At 60.1% G+C, this 17,178-nt stretch carries 13 protein-coding genes and 1 pseudogene; 4 read left to right on the top strand and 10 right to left on the bottom strand.

The window, feature by feature from the left end; all coding sequences use genetic code 11:
• Positions 1-1,317 (bottom strand): cation:proton antiporter (locus ABY403_RS04030; RefSeq protein ID WP_372839124.1); only part of this gene is annotated, 1,317 nt, incomplete at its 3' end.
• A gap of 303 nt (positions 1,318-1,620) precedes the next feature.
• On the bottom strand, positions 1,621-1,797 hold the full coding sequence (locus ABY403_RS04025) for a hypothetical protein (protein ID WP_372839122.1): 177 nt from the start codon (positions 1,795-1,797) through the stop codon (positions 1,621-1,623).
• 832 nt (positions 1,798-2,629) lie between these two features.
• Between ABY403_RS04025 and ABY403_RS04020 the strand changes: the two genes are divergently transcribed.
• Genes ABY403_RS04020 through ABY403_RS04010 form a run of 3 tightly spaced genes read left to right on the top strand, consistent with a single transcriptional unit; the run spans position 2,630 to position 6,148 of the window.
• The gene (locus ABY403_RS04020; protein ID WP_372839120.1) at positions 2,630-3,679 is read left to right on the top strand and encodes a polyheme membrane-associated cytochrome C; all 1,050 of its coding nucleotides are present in this window, start codon (positions 2,630-2,632) and stop codon (positions 3,677-3,679) included.
• Positions 3,676-5,523, top strand: coding sequence for a hypothetical protein (locus ABY403_RS04015; RefSeq protein WP_372839117.1), 1,848 nt, complete (start codon positions 3,676-3,678; stop codon positions 5,521-5,523). Before ABY403_RS04020 ends, ABY403_RS04015 begins: the two co-directional genes overlap by 4 nt.
• Positions 5,516-6,148 carry a cytochrome b/b6 domain-containing protein gene (locus ABY403_RS04010; RefSeq protein WP_372839114.1) on the top strand — a complete coding sequence of 211 codons (633 nt, stop codon included), beginning with the start codon at positions 5,516-5,518 and terminating at the stop codon, positions 6,146-6,148. The genes ABY403_RS04015 and ABY403_RS04010 overlap by 8 nt, the downstream gene beginning before the upstream one ends.
• A 98-nt stretch (positions 6,149-6,246) precedes the next feature.
• Here ABY403_RS04010 and ABY403_RS04005 read toward each other — a convergent pair whose 3' ends face one another.
• From ABY403_RS04005 to ABY403_RS03975, 7 genes are all read right to left on the bottom strand, one after another.
• Positions 6,247-7,734: an aldehyde dehydrogenase gene (locus ABY403_RS04005; RefSeq protein ID WP_372839112.1), complete on the bottom strand. Its 1,488-nt coding sequence runs from the start codon at positions 7,732-7,734 to the stop codon at positions 6,247-6,249.
• Between the two features lie 28 nt (positions 7,735-7,762).
• The gene (locus ABY403_RS04000) at positions 7,763-8,617 is read right to left on the bottom strand and encodes an ABC transporter permease (protein ID WP_372839109.1); all 855 of its coding nucleotides are present in this window, start codon (positions 8,615-8,617) and stop codon (positions 7,763-7,765) included.
• The gene (locus ABY403_RS03995; RefSeq protein WP_372839106.1) at positions 8,614-9,477 is read right to left on the bottom strand and encodes an ABC transporter permease; all 864 of its coding nucleotides are present in this window, start codon (positions 9,475-9,477) and stop codon (positions 8,614-8,616) included. The genes ABY403_RS04000 and ABY403_RS03995 overlap by 4 nt, the downstream gene beginning before the upstream one ends.
• Complete coding sequence (locus tag ABY403_RS03990) at positions 9,474-10,538, bottom strand: ABC transporter ATP-binding protein (RefSeq protein WP_372839103.1); 1,065 nt, start codon at positions 10,536-10,538, stop codon at positions 9,474-9,476. Before ABY403_RS03990 ends, ABY403_RS03995 begins: the two co-directional genes overlap by 4 nt.
• Before the next feature lie 61 nt (positions 10,539-10,599).
• Positions 10,600-11,655, bottom strand: coding sequence for an ABC transporter substrate-binding protein (locus ABY403_RS03985; RefSeq protein WP_372839100.1), 1,056 nt, complete (start codon positions 11,653-11,655; stop codon positions 10,600-10,602).
• Complete coding sequence (locus ABY403_RS03980) at positions 11,652-13,079, bottom strand: sigma 54-interacting transcriptional regulator (RefSeq protein ID WP_372839097.1); 1,428 nt, start codon at positions 13,077-13,079, stop codon at positions 11,652-11,654. The genes ABY403_RS03985 and ABY403_RS03980 overlap by 4 nt, the downstream gene beginning before the upstream one ends.
• A complete protein-coding gene (locus ABY403_RS03975) occupies positions 13,076-13,906 on the bottom strand; it encodes a PAS domain-containing protein (RefSeq protein ID WP_372839094.1) in 831 nt (276 codons plus the stop codon). Before ABY403_RS03975 ends, ABY403_RS03980 begins: the two co-directional genes overlap by 4 nt.
• A gap of 366 nt (positions 13,907-14,272) precedes the next feature.
• On the opposite strand from ABY403_RS03975, the gene torA reads away from it, so the two are divergent.
• Positions 14,273-16,702, top strand: a complete 2,430-nt coding sequence (torA, locus tag ABY403_RS03970) for a trimethylamine-N-oxide reductase TorA (RefSeq protein WP_372839092.1) — start codon at positions 14,273-14,275, stop codon at positions 16,700-16,702.
• 169 nt (positions 16,703-16,871) lie between these two features.
• On the opposite strand, the pseudogene ABY403_RS03965 reads toward torA, so the two are convergent.
• Positions 16,872-17,178, bottom strand: a pseudogene (locus ABY403_RS03965) (aminopeptidase); the annotation flags it as partial.

Genomic DNA, 17,178 nt, shown 5'->3' with positions numbered 1-17,178 from the left:
CGCAACGGCGACGACCTGCCGCGACATCGCCTCGTCGATGGGCGACAGCCGATCCAGACCGAGCCAGCCAATCACCGTTCGCAGCGTGGTACCCTGAACCATCAGGGTAAAAAGCGTGAAGCCCGTCGCAAGGATGCCGACGAGACGCTTGACCTCAATCGGAACGAGGAAACTTTCGGTGACTGCCAGCGCCAGCGCCAAGGTCACTGCCCCGCGCAGCCCACCCCAAAGGATGGCGACCCGAAAAGGCCGATCGACAGCGGGCGAGACACGCAGAAATGTCAGCAACGGCAGCAGCCCGAACAAGATCACCATGCGCGCCGCAATCGCCGCAAGGATGACCACGCCGATCAGCACGATGTCGTCGAGTCTGACTTCTTCAAGCAATCTGGGGATCAGCAGCGCGGCGAGGATAAAGATCAGCGCGCCCGCCCAATGGGCCAGCAGGTTCCATACTTCGCGCAGGTTGACCCAAGCCTGTGGCGGCAATCGGCCCGGCCCCGTCAGGTTCAGCGTCAAGCCTGCCGCGACAACGGCAATAACGCCCGATGCCCCGATGCTCTGTTCCGCGCCGATATAGGCAAGATAAGGCAAGGCGACCGAAACAGAGATCAACGCAAGTTCATGGCGGCCAAAAAGCGCCATGATCCAGACTGCGATGCGCGCCGCCAGCCACCCCGTCACCGCGCCCCCCGCAATCAAGATTGGAAAGCGGGCCAGTGCATCGCTCAGTTCAGGGTTCGGAACGCCCAGCATCACGAAGGCCATAAACAGACCAAAAAGCGCGATGGCGGCGGCGTCGTTAAGCAGGCTTTCGCCTTCAATGATTCTGGCAAGCCTGCGCGGTGCCGAAATCGAGCGGAAAATCGAGATGACCGCCGAAGGATCTGTTGTCGATACGATCGCACCGATCAAAAGGCAGGCCGCCAGCGGCAAACTACTCACCCAAAACAACGCATAGCCCACGCTCAAGGTCGCCACGACCACTGCGACCACTGCAAGAACAAGGATCGGCACCCAGTCGTCGAGCATTCTGCGCAGGTTCATCCCCAGCGTCGCCTGAAACAGCAATGTCGGCAGGAACACGTAAAGAAAGACGTTTGATCGGATCGGCAGCCCGAGGATCGCTTCCGCCACCGGGTTGAGCGCATCGGTCAAGTCTGTGCGCAAGAAGAAGATCGCGCCCGACGCGATGAGTATGCCCAAAACGGCAAGGATAACGCTGTAAGGCAGGCGCAAGCGCGCAGCCAGCGGTTCAGCCGCGCCGATTACGATGAAAAGCGATGCGATGACCGCAGTGATCAGAACGATATCCATAGCGCGCGAATACCAGCTTCAGGTGTTTTTGTAATGCCGTAGACGACTTACGGAGCAAGAAATTAAGTTGCTCACGCCACCGATGCCAGTGCAACGGCATCCGATGTGCAAGCAGCCGCCGAAGGGGAACACGCACAGGGGCCCGCCGGATCATCAGCATCGACGGCACCACAGATAGACCGCAGATATCACTGGGGCTGGCACTGGCCGACTGCACACAGGCAACCCGCTTCAAGACGCCCGCTGCGCCTGGCAGATACCCTTTCAGCGGCCGGGTCATCGGGGCCGCCACCCGGCGCGAGATTACTTCTTGCCGCGCGCCGACTTCTCTTCTTTGGTGAGTTTGTTGTTCCAAGCGTTGTTGCTCAGACCCAACTCTCTCGGAAGAGGCTTGGTTTTCCCAACCTTGACCTCGCCACCCTTTTTCAGGAACTCCTGAATAAGTGCGTCGTCCGTGGTTTCTTTTGGAACTTGTTTCATGAAGCTAGCCTACCGTCTTGGACGGCTTCTTGTCACGCGCCAACTGGCCAATGACAATCTGCCCGCCCTTCCGGCGCGACCAGCGGTCAGACACGGCGTCATCAAGCGCGACGAGTCGTGGCTGCCCCCACGCCTCCGCCACAGGTTAGCGCGAAAACGAAAACCGGGTGCATATTTTCGCGCAGTGGAGCGATCTTCGGCTCGCAGCACAACACCGCGAAAAACTACACTATTTTAAACACGTGCCCTGTTTAAACAGCAGAGTTGCCAAAGCACGTTCTGCGGGCTTGCCGATGGCTGCGGGTTTTACCCCCCTTTGATCGCGCAGGATAAATAATCTACTTTTGTGATACACCTTTTAGCGGCCGCGTGACTGAGGCAAAGAAACACTCAATCCCTGCGCGCTTTGCCCGCAGAAGCTGAAAGCGGCAGGCCTTGTCACACAAACACACCAAGGGTCGCATTCAACGAATTGCTTATATGTTGACGCCTTCCTTAATATATTATGTTTACAGCATTTTTTGCCATATATGACAGTCAAAAGCAGCGCGCCGCTCTGCCCACGGCAAAGGTGAAAATCGCCCTTAAACTGGCACAGATAACAGAATCGTTGCCGGATTCTCACGCAAAGGTTACCTTTGATTCGGGAGGGCTGAAACCTGCAAGGTTTCAGCCGAGTAAAAAGTGGGGATAGCCAATGAAAACTGTGGCACGTGCCGTAGTGGCACTATCTTTTGCAATCGCATTCGCCGTAAGTAGTCAATCAGCATGGCTTTCTACGGCCAATGCACAAGAAAGCGCAGCGGCTACCGCGTTAACGCCCGCTAGCCTGATGCCGGAAATCCCGCATCTAGAGCAGTGGCGCAATTCGCCCCACGCAGATATTACACGCGAGGCGTTCCGCCATTGGGACGAAGAAGACGACAAGATGATCCCAGAGGATTGCGCGCGCTGTCACTCGACATCGGGCCGCCTCGATTTCCTCGGCGCAGATGGCAGTGCTGCGGGCGTCGTGGACGTGAAGCATCCGACAGATCCGGCCAACGCGCCCGGCGTTGCTTGCATGGCATGTCACAACGATGTTGCGCGGCGAATGACGACCGTGACCTTCCCCTCTGGCATAGAGCAAGAGGTCTTCACCTCTGATGTTCGCTGCATGAACTGCCACGGCGGTCGCGCATCGACCGTGCAGGTCTTTGAGGCGATCGAAAAGGCAGGCTCGCCGAGTGATGACATGTCCTCGGCAGACATCGCCTTTGTCAACATCCACTACCGGGCAGCGGCCGCCAGCCGTTTTGGCGGCGAGGTTCAGGCCGGCTTCGAGTATGACGGCAAAGACTACGCCGGATTCTACTTCCACGACCAAGACTCGCAAACCTGCAATGATTGCCACAGCCCGCATACGCTCGAGGTGAAGGTCGCAGCATGCACCGAGTGCCACAAAGAAGTGGTGGCCGGCGATGAAGAATCTCTCCGCCTCATCCGCACATCGAAGATCGACTTCGACGGCAACGGCAATACCGCCGAAGGTATCGACGCCGAGATCAAGACGATCCACGCCTATCTGCTCGAGGCCATCATGGGCTATGCCAAGGATGTCGTCGGCACGGCGGTCGGCCATGACGCGCACGCCTACCCGTATTTCTTCCAAGATACCGATGGAAGCGGTGCGATCGAAGAAAGCGAAGCCAAGTTCCCCAATCGGTACCAGTCGTGGACACCGCGCCTTCTGAAAGCGGCCTACAACTATCAGCTTGTGCAGAACGACGTGGGCATTTTCACCCACAATGGCTACTACGCCATGCAACTGATGCTCGATAGTATCGAGGATCTTGCGCAAGCCGGAAGCGGTTTCGAAAGCATCGGTACGCGTCCGGAATGAGTAGACTTCACCGCGGGGTCATCACCCGACAGAGTCGGCCGCCAGTGGCGGCCGTCTTTGCCGAAAACGCTGAAATCGGCAAAAGGGTGGCCATAACTGCAAGGCTCTGGCTTCGCAGTCTTATGTTGGTGATCGGTCTGGTTGGCACGATCACATCGCAAGCTTCAGCGCAATCGAACATCACAGAGGAAGCAACCGCCCCGACAATGGCAGCGGTTGCTGCCTCCTCCACCGCCGACCATAGCAAGTTCAGCCAGCTTGCCGGCCCCTTCGAAAGCTCGCAAGAGGTCAACCAAGCCTGCCTGTCATGCCACAATACGGGGGCCGAGCAGCTTCACGGAACGATCCATTTTACATGGAACCTGCAACCGGAAACGGCAGCTGGGTCGGCAGCGGCCTTGCCGCTCGGTATGCGCCATCTCACCAACGGGTTCTTGCTGTCTACTCCGTCCAACGTAGGCTCCTGCACATCTTGCCACATAGCCGGAACGCGCTTTGATGACCCGCAGATGTTCGACGCATCGAGCGGGTCCGCGGCCCCGGTGGATTGCCTTTCCTGCCACGAGCCCACAGGGCAATGGACCATCGCAAACTTCCACGAAGGCGGTTCGACCTGCTCTATGTGCCATGACGAACGGCTCAGCGGCGATACGCCCGAGATCAGCGATCTGGCCGCCGTTGCGCGGACGGTCGGCCCCACGACACGGGCGAGTTGCGGTGCCTGCCACTTCAACGCCGACGGCGGGGCGGGCGTAAAGCACGGCGACCTTAACCCCGATCTGATCAACCCGCCTGTCACGCTAGACGTGCACATGGCCGCAGCGCCCGAAGGCGCGGGTTTCAGTTGCAGCACCTGCCACACCACCAACGAGCACTTCGTCGCGGGCAGCCGCTATGAAGGCGGGCCCGGTCGGTCGCCTGAGCATCCGGCGTTGACCGGGGCGGCGGCATCCTGTCAGGGGTGCCACAGCGCCACACCGCACAGCAAGGTCGCCAGCGGCGGGCGGCTTGATCGGCACACGGACCGGGTAGCCTGCGAAACCTGCCACATTCCGGCGATCGCGCGCGGCGAGACGACGACCCGCGTTCTTTGGGACTGGTCTACCGTCGGGCAACTTGGGCGTGATCGCAAACCCATGACGCAGAAAGACGCGGATGGCCGCATCACATACGCCACCGAAAAGGGCAACTTCGCAGTGGCAGGCAATGTCTTGCCAACGCTGATCTGGTCCAACGGTCGCCTGACGCAGCAAAGGCCCGGCTCAGAACTGCCCGCATCGGCGGTTACAGACGCCGCCGCAGGCAGCGACTTGGCAGAGGAAGGTGATCTTGCCGCCATCGCCGCCGCCTTCGCCGAGGCACCTTGGGTGTCTTCATACGAGGGCGATGCAGAAGACGCCCAGTCGCGCATTGCGCCGGTCAAGGTGATGCATTCGGTCGTGCCGATTGACGCGGAAAGCCACGGGTTGGCGGCTGTTCTGTTCTCCGGGCGCAGTGGGGATGCCTTGTGGAACCGCTTCAACTGGGAAAACGCCGTCGAAAGCGGGATGGAGGCGGCCAATCTGCCATTCAGCGGTGATGTGGCATTTGCGCGGGTTCGCCAGACGATACCTGTCAACCACATGGTCGCGCCAGCCGATCAGGCCCTAGGGTGCGTTTCCTGCCACAGTTCTGATGGATTGCTAGCCGACCTACCAGGAGGTTTCCTGCCCGGGCGCGACGGGCCCATCTGGCTTGACCAGATCGGCCTCGCGATCCTAGCCCTAACTCTGGCCACGGTGTTGCTGCACGCGATGCTTCGGATCGGTTTCGGCATCTACCACAGGAGAGCCCGCCATGACTGATACCGCGCGGCCAAAATCCAAGGGCATCTACCTCTTTACGGGGTTCGAGAGGTTCTGGCACTGGTTTCAGGCGGTGCTGGTCATCTTCCTGCTGATGTCCGGCTCCGAAATCCACGGGTTCTACAGCCTGCTTGGTTTCGAGCGCGCGTTGAACATGCACGTCTTTGCGGCGTTCACGCTGTTGGTTCTATGGATGTTCGCGATCTTCTGGCATTTTGTAACCGGGCAATGGCGCCACTATGTGCCATCTACCCATCTGATGTGGGCGACGATCCTGTTCTACGCTTTCGGCATCTTTTTTGGCGCGCCGCACCCCTTCCGGCCGACCGCCGCGCGCAAGCACAATCCGATGCAGGCTATGGCCTATCTCGGCTTCAAAGTGGCGATGGCCCCGGCCGCATGGATCTCTGGCCTCTTGCTGTGGGGTTATGGCATGTTCCCCGACCTTTATCCGGGTGATCTGCCCATTCTCTGGGTCAATGCAATCCACATCGCAGCCGCGTTTCTGATCGCCGCCTTCCTGATCGCCCACCTCTATCTGATCACGACGGGCGAGACGGTTACCGCGCAGATCAAGGCGATGATCACAGGCTGGGACGAACATGGCGGAGACGACAAGAACTGATCGTCACCAGCGAACCCCTTAGCGCGCAAAATGCGGCACCAGGCCGGGGTGTGGGGCAACGGCGCCCGAACCTTGCGGGCCGGGCGCCGGGGTGATGGTTACCAGCCGCCTTCAGCGCGGCGGTTATAAGGGTCGTTGCCCAGATCGAACACCAGAAGCTTGCGCTCGGTGAAGGTTTCAAGGAACCACTGGCTCAACTCTCGTCCGACCCCCGACAGGCCGGTGCCGCCAAATGGTGCCAACTGATCCCAGTAGTTCGAGGTTTCGTTGATATTGACCGACCCGTGCGGCAGCGCCTCGCCCACTTGCCAAGCGGTGGCCAGATCGCGGGTCCAGAGCGAGGCGATCAGGCCAAGGCCGGTCTGGTGCGCGATGCGGATCGCCTCTTCCGCCGAAGAGATCTTGATGATCGGGGCGACCGGGCCAAAGGTTTCTTCTTGCGCGATCAGCATGTCGGTGGTCACGCCGGTCAAGATGGTGGCGGGGTAGTAAAGCCCTTGCTCGGGGCCGATCTGCTCGATATGCGCGCCTTTTGCGCGGGCATCCTCGACATGCGCCTTCACCCGCGCCAAGGTCGCTGCGTTGCAAAGCGGGCCCATTTCCGTGCCCTCATCCGCTGGGTTGCCGATTTTCAGCTTACGCGCTCGCTTAAGGAACTTTTCCACGAACTCATCGTGCACTGCTTCGTGCACCAGCAACCGCTCTGCCGAGGTGCAGACCTGCCCGGAATAGTAGAAGCAACCGTTGATCGCGCCTTCCACGGCCTTGTCGATATCGGCATCGGCCAGAATGATGAACGGGCCGTCGCCGCCCAATTCCAGAAGGTGCGGGCGAAGTGCGCATTTCTCGGCGATCTTTCGGCCAGTCGCGGTTGAGCCGGTAAAGAACACGCCATCGACGCCCTTTGCTTCGGTCAGTGCAGCACCCACATCGCCCAGCCCCTGCACGATGTTGATAACCCCGTCAGGTAGCCCGGCGGCTTGGAAGATATCGCCCATCATCGCGCAGACAACGGCCGCGTATTCCGATGGCTTCCAGATCACCGTGTTGCCCGAGGCCACGATATGGGCCAACGCGATCGAGGAAATGTCGGTGGGGAAGTTGTAGGGCGTGATGACTGCCACCACGCCCAGCGGCCGGTGGGTCATCACCAAGCGCTTGTTGCGCGTGCGTTCCTGCGTCGAAGGGAAGGACAGGCCGCGATGGCGCAGGATTTCTTCTGCCGCCTTCGACCAAGACGGGGCGGAATATTCGAAAACCTCTTCGCGGGCATCGGTGATGGTTTTGCCGATCTCGGCGGTCAGCATCTGCGACATCGCCTCGGCCCGTTCCAGAAACAGCGCGTGGATCCGGCGCATGATCTGCGCCCGCTCGATCACTGACAGCGCGGCCCAAGCGGGCTGTGCCGCCCGCGCCGCTGCGACGGCTGCGGTTACATCGGACGCATCGCAGCGCCCGACCTGATGAAGCACGCGCCCATCGTGCGGGCTGTTCACCGCAAAGGTGCCGGCAGAACCGTCGCGCCATTGGCCAGCGATCAGTGCGCCCTTGGTCGGAAGGGTAGAGTTACGGGATTGTTCGTTCATATCGAACCCTTTCGGTTGTGGCAGACCGTTAGCGGCCTTGCCCGGTTCTTTCCCGCTGCAACAGCACCGAGATGAGGATGAGAAGGATAGAGGCCGCCACAATCAGCGCGCCCACGGCATTGATTTCTGGCGTCAATCCGCGCCGCATCGTGGACCAGATGTACATCGGCAGCGTATTGTCGCGCCCTGTTAGAAAGAAAGTCACCGGAATCTCGTCGAAACTGAGCGTGAACGACAGGATGCCGGCACCGATCACGGCGGTGCGGATATTGGGCAGTGTGACCAGAAAGAAGGTCTGCCAGCCGCTGGCACCCAGATCGGCCGAAGCCTCGTCCAGACTGCGTGGCAGGCGTTGCAGGCGGGCGAAGACCTGCGTCACCACCACCGCCAACAAGGCTGTCGCATGGCCGATGATCACGGTTTCAAGGCTAAGCCCAAACCCCATCAACCGGAACAGGATCAACATCGATATGCCCGTGACGATGCCGGGCAGCGCGATGGGCAGTAGCACCAACTTGCGAAACACGCCCTTGCCGGGAAACTCCAGCCGATCCAACGCAAGGGCGGCGGGCACCCCAATCAGTAGCGTCAGAATTGTGGCCGAAACCGCGACGTAGACCGAGTTTTGCACTGCTGCGATCAACTGGTCATTCTCTGCCAGCTTGCGATACCAGTCGAGCGTTAGCCCGGTCATCGGCCAGCTAAGCGAGCGCGAGCTGTTGAAGCTGAAGGCAACCAACACCACGATGGGAATGTAGAGAAAAGTCAGGATCAGCGTGGCGACACCGATCCAGACCCATGTATCGGTCAGCTTGCGTATCCGCTTTGAGAAACGGGCACGCGGTGCTGTGCGAACCTGCGAGGGTGCTGCGGCAAGGCTCATGCGAATGTCCCCTTTCCCATCCGCTCGAACCGGTCAGAGGCCGAGATGATCGCCAGCACGATCAACAGCATCACCAGCGCCAGCGCCGACCCCAGCGGCCAATTCAACGAGGCACCGAACTGCGTGGCGATCACGTTGGAAATCATCATCCCGTCCGGTCCACCGACGAGGTAGGCCGCGATGAAGTCACCAAAAGCCAGACAGAAGGTCATGGTGAACCCGGCCACCACGCCGGACATCGAAAGCGGCAGCGTCACCTTTATGAAAGTCGCGGTGCGCCCCATGCCCAAGTCGGCCGAAGCCTCTAGCAAATTGCGCGGAATCTTCTCTAGCGCCGCATAGATCGGCATCACCATGAAGGGGATGAACACATAGGTCAGCGTCAGCACCATTGATGTCTGGTTGTAGAGAAAAATCGAAGAAGGCTCGGACAGGATGCCAGTCGAGACCAGAAAAGAGTTCAGGATACCCTCGGTGCCGAGGATCGTCTTCCAAGTATAGGCGCGCAGCAGATAGGACACCCAAAGCGGTGCAACCACCGCCATATACAATGTCTGCCGCAGCGCCGGATGCCGCACCTTGTGCGCAAGGAAATAGGCATAAGGGTAGGCCAGCAGCAGCGAGAACAATGACACCAGCGCCGCAATCTTGATGGTGCGCAGCAAGGTGCGCAGGTATTGCGGATCGCTGATCAGGGTATGGTAATTGCCAAGCTGAAAGGCCGGGGCGAAGGTTGGATAGACCTGCTCCCAAAAGCTGAACACGAACAGAATCGTGTAGGGCACGAACATGAACAGCACGACCCAGATCAGCGGTGGTGAAAGCATCAGCACCTTGCGCAGACGGAGTGGCAGCGTCATGCCGCATCCTCCGCCGCAAAGCCCATGATCTTGTGCGGCGCAACCTCGACGGCGACCTGCGCGCCAGCCTTTGGCAAGCCGATGGCGGCATCACTGATCTGTAGATCGACCAGCACCTGACCCGGCCCCAGATTGACCACGATCCGCGCCACGCTGCCGTGATAGAACACTTCGGACACCGTGCCGCGCAGCAGGTTCGCACCGCTTGCATCGCCCGGCAGCAGCCGCGCCTTTTCGGGCCGGAAGCCGAAGGTCTGCGTACCGGCCCTTATCGCTTGCGCATCAATTGCCAAAGCTTGTCCGTGGCAGGCAATCTGGCCGTTCTCGATACGCGAAGTGAAAAGATTGGTTGTGCCAATGAAATCGGCGATATAGGGGCTGCCGGGCAGGTCATAAAGGCTTTGCGGTGCACCATCCTGCATGATCCGGCCTTGCCGCATCACGATTACCCGATCAGACATGGTCAGCGCCTCGGTCTGGTCATGGGTCACCATGATGAAGGTCAGCCCGACCTTCTGGTGCAAGTGGCGCAATTCAACCTGCATCGCCTCGCGCAGGTTCGCATCCAACGCCGAAAGCGGCTCGTCCAGCAGCAGCACTTTGGGATGGCGCACGATGGCGCGGGCCAGCGCCACCCGCTGCCGCTGCCCGCCCGAAAGCTGGTTCGGCGCAGCGGCGAACTTGTCGGCCAGACCCACAAGATCAAGCACCTCGCGCACCTTGGCTTCGACCTCGCGTTTGGCCACACCCGCAACGCGCAGGCCGTAGCCAACGTTCTTGCCGACGCTCATGTGCGGAAACAGGGCATAATCCTGAAACAGCATGTTTACGGCCCGCCGGTTCGCGGGCAGGTCTGTCACGTCCTCCCCATCCAGCCAGATCCGGCCCGCGGTCGGTTCCTCGAACCCGCCGATCATCCGTAGCAGGGTGGATTTGCCGCAACCCGATGGCCCAAGCAGAGTCAGAAACTCGCCCTTGCGCACGCTCAGCGACACGTTGTCAACGCCGGTAACGGTGCCAAATTGCTTGGACACCCCATCCAGACGGATGATGTCGGTCATCTTGCCTAACTCCTGGTGCTGGGAAGGGGGCTGGCGACAGCGGGCCGCCAGCCCCGAGCAGTCATTGCGATTTGACGGCGTTCCAAGCGTTGGCATAGGTGCTCAGCCGCGGCCCGAGATTTTCCCACAGCAGCAGGCTGTCAAGGTAAGCCGGGTCATCCTGATGCAGCGCAACATATTGCTCAGGCGTCATGCATGCCTTGGCCGCAACCGGGTTCGATGCCGAATAGCCGGTGATGGCCGACATGCCACACTGGCCCTCTTCGCTGATCGCCATTTCGAGGAACTTGTAGGCACATTCCTCGTTTGGCGTATTGGCGACGATCATCCAGTTGTCCACCCAGCCTTCGGCGTTCTCGGTGGGCACGAACTCTTTGACCTCGACGCCTTCTGCCTGAAGCAGACCAGACTGGTATCCCGCCCAGGTGTTCGAGATCCAGATTTCACCCGAATTATAAAGATCGACCAACTCGCCCGCCGTGGACCAGTATTTGCGGATCAGCGGCTTTTGCTCCAGCAACTTGGCCTGCGCCGCCGCGATCTGTTCATCGGTCAGATTGTAGATATCCATATCGCCGTTCAGCCGCGCGGCGACATAGATGGCGCTCTTGTCATCCCACAAAGAGATATGGCCAGCCAGTGCCGGATCCCAAAGCGATGCGAGCGAGGTCGGCGGCGTCGGGAACTTGTCCACCAGATACATGAACGAGATCGCGCCCCACGAAAACGGCACGCCGAAAACCTTGCCATCCGCATTGATGCCTTCGGCGGCGCGGAACTTTTCGTAAACCTCGTTCCAGCGCGACAGGCGCGTGGTGTCGATCGGTTGCACAAAGCCCGCCGCGACGAGTGGCGCGGTGCTGTCGATTGCGGGCGAGACAAGGTCGAAAACCCCGCCGCCAGCTGCCAGTTTCGGCGCGAAATCGTCGTTCGAGCCGACATAGGTCGCGCTGACCTTACAGCCGCTTGCCGCCTCGAATGGGGCGATGAAGCTGGTGTCAGCATAGCCTTCCCATGTCAGGATATTCAGCTCGCCCGCCGCCAGTGCCGGGGTCACGCCGACCGCAAGCACCGCCACGGCGCTAAGAGCGCCGGTCAATCTGGTCTTCATTTTCATGTCGTTGTTCCTCGCTTGTTGGTGGTTGCATCGGGCGCGGCGGAATCCGGCGCATCGGCCGTCTTTCGCACGATTGTCCCGATATTCACGCCCAAGGCCTTGGCGGCCTTTCTCTTGCTTCCGTGAATTCTGATGGCCTTGTCGATCAGCGCAGACTCGTAGCGGCGCAGTTCGGAGCGCAGGTCAAACATCGCCCCTGCCGGCAAGGCGCCGTCGCCTGCGGCACCCGGTATATCCATTGGCGCCAACAGGTCGGCAAAGATCGCGTCGATGCTTTCGGCATCATCAACAAAGATGGCAGCCTTCTGCACGATATTAAGCAACTCGCGGATATTGCCGGGAAAACTGTAGTCTTCCAGCAGGTCGCGATAGCGCGCGGGCAGAATCATCGGGGTCCGACGACGCTGGTTAAAAGTCTGAAGAAAGCGGTCCGTCAGATGCCCGATCAGCGCGGGCATGTCGCGCAGCGGCGGCACGGTCAACACGATCACTGCCAGCCGGAAATAGAGATCCGCGCGGAATCGGCCCTCGCGGACCATCTGGCGCAGGTCGCGGTTGGTCGCGGCGATCACGCGCACATTGGCCAGCCGCCCTTGCAAGCCGCCAATCCGCATCGCCAGACCATCCTCTAGAAAGCCCAGCAGCCTGGCCTGCGCGCTGAGCGGGATTTCACCGACCTCATCCAGAAACAGCGTGCCGCCTTCGGCCTGTTCCAGCAGACCGGGACGCAATTCACCGTCGGGGCCCTTTTCCTGACCAAACAGCGCCTCGGCAAACTGCGTATCTGCATAAGAAGCGCAGTTCACCACGATGAAGGGGTCACGCGCATCCGCAACGCTGCTGTGCAGAAACCGCGCCACCTCGGATTTGCCGACACCGGATTCGCCTGTGATCAGAATCCGCATACCTTCCCGCGTGGCCCGTTCGCCGCGCGACAACATGCGATTGAGGTCCGGGCAAAGCCTTCGCTGGGTGGCGAAATCCGGGCGGGTGCGGTTTGCCGACAAGAACCGCACATTGCTGTCGGCATTTCCCCCACCGGCCCGTTCTCGCCGATGCCGGATGGTTTCAACATCACGCAGGATGATGACCTCGGGCGCGCTCTGCTCGGCACGCCTGCGCGCGGTTGCCATGATCTGAGGCCCGCCCCGCGCCCGAAACACCACATCGCGGCGATGCTGCCCATCGCCCCCTGACAGCAGGTCTCGCCATTGCACGACATCAGGCAGCAAGTCATCAGCCCGCTGCCCCACAATGTCGGTGCTCTGGTCAAGAATACGGCACGCCTCGGCATTGGCGCTGAGGATCGTCCCGTCAGGTGCAAGGCACAGGATGCCATCGTCCAGCAATTCCAGCCGATCTGTCGCATCGTCAGGGGTTGGCGCGCCAAAAAGCGGGTGTCCGGGCCAGAGCTCTTGCGTCATGACGCCCCCCCAAGGTCGCGGCCCGGCCCCAGAATGGCACCGCCGCCGGTGCGCGGTGCAACCGACCATCGCGCACCAAAATCATCGGTCAGATTTCCCGCCGCCCCACCGGCCACCACCGCAGCCAAAAGCTGTTTGCGTTTGCCGTTCGGCGCGCTCGCCTCTGATGGGATCAGCAAATCTGCGGCCGCTTGGCCGAGGCAATCATCCATCGAGCGTTGAAAGGCTACTGCGGCGGCCAGATTTACCACCTGAATACGTTGGTCTGCATCAAGCGCCACCAGCGGCGCTTCCACCGCCGACAACAGTGCCAGCGCAGCATCCAACCGCCGTTGCAGAGCGAGCTCGCGGCGCCGGTGTTTGCCCACATCGCGCACGATGCCGAAAATCCGCAATAGCCGACCGCCCTCGATATGCGCGCGCACATCGTTTTCGACGTAGATTTCTACGCCGTCGTAGCGGCGGTCCAGCGCCGGGGCTGCATCGACCTCAAACCCGTTCGCCAGCAGGTTCAGCACGAACTCTTCGTTCTGCCGGTTGCGCGGAAAAATCTCTCGCACCGGCCGATCGGTAAAGTTCTGCCCTGCATCCAGCAGGTAAAGCTGCGCCATCGCAGGGTTGGCGAAGCGCCAGAACGGATCATTGGCGAACACCTGCCGCACCACTTCATGGTCGGGCGCGGTCAGGTCCACCGGGGTGCCGAACTCCATGCACCAGCAAGCATCGCTGGAAGCAGACAGAACGCCTGCAAGAATGCGCTTCTCAACATCGCCGGGTTGGCTTTTGTCGCTGTTGGCGGGGTGCGTGGATGCGTTTGATTCGTTCATGCATCAATGCTGCGTTTTTGCAGCACGCGAGGCAAGAACTTTGTCAGCAGCGTTGCAGTACCACCCTCAAGCCGCCGCCAAGGAAGCGCCGCATAAGGCAATGCGGCACCCGAGGCCGAGTTTTTCCTTGAGAAACCGCCCAATCGTTAATCTAGAACGAACGTCCTGTAATTAAGATCGGCGCGGCAATTCGTATTGTCTCTTCTACGGCGCGCGCTATTGCCAGCCACCAGCACAGAAATATTTCTGGCCGCGGCTTTAATTCTGATCTGGATCAACGCGAACGCAGATATTTAAAGTATATTTTCGCCAAACCTTTGAATTGGGGGAATCGTGTAACTTCGACTAGCTGTGGAAGGAACTGAAATGTCAAAATCGACCAATTTCCTTATGACGAGACGTGCAGCCCTCGCTGGCATGTCAACATTAGCAGCCCAAGCACTATTGATACCTTCGGGCGCACTTGCCTCGCAGGGTCCGGGGGGGCCCATTCTCGTTGAGGATGAAGTCATCAGCGGCGGGCACTTTGGCATTTTCAAAGGCAAGGTCGAGGGCGGCCGCTTCATCCGCGCAATTCCCTATGAAGGCGATGCCCACCCCTCGCCAATGGTCGATGCGATGCCCGACTCGGTCTATTCGACCGCACGCATCAGATATCCGATGGTTCGCAAGAGCTTCCTTGAAAAAGGCTACATGAGCGACCGCACCGAACGCGGCAAGGGCGAGTTTGTCCGCGTCTCGTGGGACGAGGCGCTTGATCTGGTCGCGGCCGAGTTGAAGCGGGTCAAGGAAACCTACGGCAACGCCAGCATCTACGGCGGTTCCTATGGTTGGCGGTCATCGGGAAGTTTCCACTCGGCACAGGCACCGCTTGCGCGCATGCTCAATCTCAATGGCGGTTTTGTCGATGACGCCGGCAACTACAGTTGGGGCGCGCAGATGGTCATCTACCCGTATATCACGGGCGGAACCTTCACGAAGCCGACAGCTTGGCCAGTAATTCTGGAAAATACCGAACTGATGGTATTCTGGGCCTCTGACCCGCTGGTGACTGGCCAGATCGATTCCGGCCCGCCCGACCACCGCGGCTTGGGCTACATGAAGCAGCTTAAGGCCAGTGGCAAACGCACGATCGTTATCGACCCCGTGCACAACCGCACGGCAGAGTATCTAGGCTCTGAATGGATTGCGCCGCGTCCGGGGACTGATGTCGCCATGATGCTCGGGGTCGCCCATACCTTGTATTCAGAGAACCTGCACGACGAGGCGTTTCTTGCAGACTACACGACCGGCTTCGACAAATTCGCAGAATACCTGACCGGCGCAAGCGACGGGACGCCCAAGACAGCAGAATGGGCTGCCAACATTTGTGCCGTTGATGCCGAAACCATCAAGGGTCTGGCGCGGACCTTCGCCAGCAATCGCACGACGCTGAACTTCGGCTTCTCGATCCAGCGTCAGGATCATGGCGAACAGGCCACGTGGATGGGCGTAACGCTCGGCTGTATGCTTGGCCAATACGGCCTGCCGGGTGGCGGCGCTTTTTCCTACTATCACTACACCAGTGGCGGCGCCCCGTATGGCAGCTCGCCGTCTTTCCGCGGCATGTCCACAGGAGAAGCGCGCGAAGGTTTGCCGGCGGCGGTTCCGTGCGCGCGCATCCACTGGGTCATGGCCAATCCCGGCGCTGAGTATGAATACAACGGCAATACTTACACGGCACCGGACGTTCGCCTTGTCTATTGGGCGGGTGGCAACCCCTTCCATCACCACCAGGATGTCAACCAACTCATCAAGACTTGGCAAAAACCGGAAACCATCATCGTCAACGAGATTTACTGGACGCAGACGGCGCGTTTTGCCGACATCGTGCTTCCGGTGAACACCACTTTCGAACGCAACGATCTTGCCGTGTTCGGAAACGGCACCGGTCTTGTGGCGATGAAGAAAATCGTCGAGCCACTTTACGAGTCAAAGACCGACTACGAGATCTTCACCGGGATCAGCCAGCGCCTTGGTTTTGAAGATGACTACACCGAAGGCCGCGAAGAAATGGATTGGCTAATGGCCATCTACGCTGCTGGCAAAGCGGATGCCGAGAAGAAGGGCATTACCATGCCCGATTTCGACACCTTCTGGAATGGTGAGGGCATCGTCCAATTCGAGATCCCCGAGTCAGAGAAGAACTACGTGTTCCTAGCGGATTTCCGCGACGACCCGCTGCTGCATCCTCTGGCAACTCCGTCGGGCTTGATCGAAATCTACTCGAAGAAGATCGAGGGCTATGCGTACGACGACTGCCCACCCCATGCGACTTGGATGGAACCGGTGGAACGGCTTGGCGGCGCGATGTCTGACAAATATCCGCTGCACGTGATCAGCTCGCACCCGGACTTTCGTCTACACGCACAACTTGATCACACATGGCTGCGCAACCGCTACGAAGTTCAAGGGCGCGAGCCCGTCTGGATCAACCCCCAAGATGCGGAAGCGCGTGGGATCAAGGACGGCGAAGTCGTTCGTGTGTTCAACGATCGCGGCCAGATTCTTGCCGGTGCCGTCGTCACAGACAAAGTGATGCCGGGCGCGATGCGGCTCAATCAGGGTGGCTGGTATGACCCGGACGAACCCGGTGTTTCGGGGGCGCTTTGCAAGCACGGGCATGTCAACACGCTGACCATCGACAAGGGAACGTCGAAACTGGCGCAGGCGACCATCGCCCATACGGCATTGGCCGAAGTCGAGCCATACGTCGGCGAACTGCCGCCGGTGACCACGTTTACCCCGGTCACATAACAACAGCGCCGGTCGTATGGCGTTCGCGCCATACGACAACCATCCTGAAAATCACGGGCGGCGGGCATTGGTAGTTTTGACCATGGCACCGCCGCCCGTATCTTTTGCACCGAGTGTGGTGCTTATACTGGCCGCAACGGCGCTCGCGATCCGTGCTGGCCGCCAACGCCTAGGCGAGCTTTGTGTATTCGATCTTTCTGGCCAGCCAGCAACCCAGCGAAAAACCCGAAACCTTATTCGCACCATCGCGCCTGACGCTCAACGTCCAGTCCCCCGGTGCTGGCGCATCCATCGATCGGCGGGTTGCAACGATCCAGGTGTCGGGCCCGGCAGGGTGCATCCTTTCCATCCGCCCGGTCCCAAGAAACCCGGTGAAACAGGCGTAAACCCCGCCATCGCGCGCTTCGATCGCCATTGTGGCATCCAGTTCCGAGGCACCATAGGTGCCAGCGATTTCGCTGCCGTCAGCGTTTTGG

The organism is Phaeovulum sp., assembly GCF_041596715.1.
Taxonomy (GTDB): Bacteria; Pseudomonadota; Alphaproteobacteria; order Rhodobacterales; family Rhodobacteraceae; genus UBA6213.
This window is presented reverse-complemented; position numbering and strand designations above follow the sequence as displayed.

Bases quoted from the DNA above. Each gene is read 5' to 3' on its own strand.
- ABY403_RS04025 (WP_372839122.1), bottom strand. From the start codon at position 1,797: ATGAAACAAGTTCCAAAAGAAACCACGGACGACGCACTTATTCAGGAG.
- ABY403_RS04020 (WP_372839120.1), top strand. From the start codon at position 2,630: ATGCCGGAAATCCCGCATCTAGAGCAGTGGCGCAATTCGCCCCACGCA.
- ABY403_RS04015 (WP_372839117.1), top strand. From the start codon at position 3,676: ATGAGTAGACTTCACCGCGGGGTCATCACCCGACAGAGTCGGCCGCCA.
- ABY403_RS04010 (WP_372839114.1), top strand. From the start codon at position 5,516: ATGACTGATACCGCGCGGCCAAAATCCAAGGGCATCTACCTCTTTACG.
- ABY403_RS04005 (WP_372839112.1), bottom strand. From the start codon at position 7,734: ATGAACGAACAATCCCGTAACTCTACCCTTCCGACCAAGGGCGCACTG.
- ABY403_RS04000 (WP_372839109.1), bottom strand. From the start codon at position 8,617: ATGAGCCTTGCCGCAGCACCCTCGCAGGTTCGCACAGCACCGCGTGCC.
- ABY403_RS03995 (WP_372839106.1), bottom strand. From the start codon at position 9,477: ATGACGCTGCCACTCCGTCTGCGCAAGGTGCTGATGCTTTCACCACCG.
- ABY403_RS03990 (WP_372839103.1), bottom strand. From the start codon at position 10,538: ATGACCGACATCATCCGTCTGGATGGGGTGTCCAAGCAATTTGGCACC.
- ABY403_RS03985 (WP_372839100.1), bottom strand. From the start codon at position 11,655: ATGAAAATGAAGACCAGATTGACCGGCGCTCTTAGCGCCGTGGCGGTG.
- ABY403_RS03980 (WP_372839097.1), bottom strand. From the start codon at position 13,079: ATGACGCAAGAGCTCTGGCCCGGACACCCGCTTTTTGGCGCGCCAACC.
- ABY403_RS03975 (WP_372839094.1), bottom strand. From the start codon at position 13,906: ATGAACGAATCAAACGCATCCACGCACCCCGCCAACAGCGACAAAAGC.
- torA (WP_372839092.1), top strand. From the start codon at position 14,273: ATGTCAAAATCGACCAATTTCCTTATGACGAGACGTGCAGCCCTCGCT.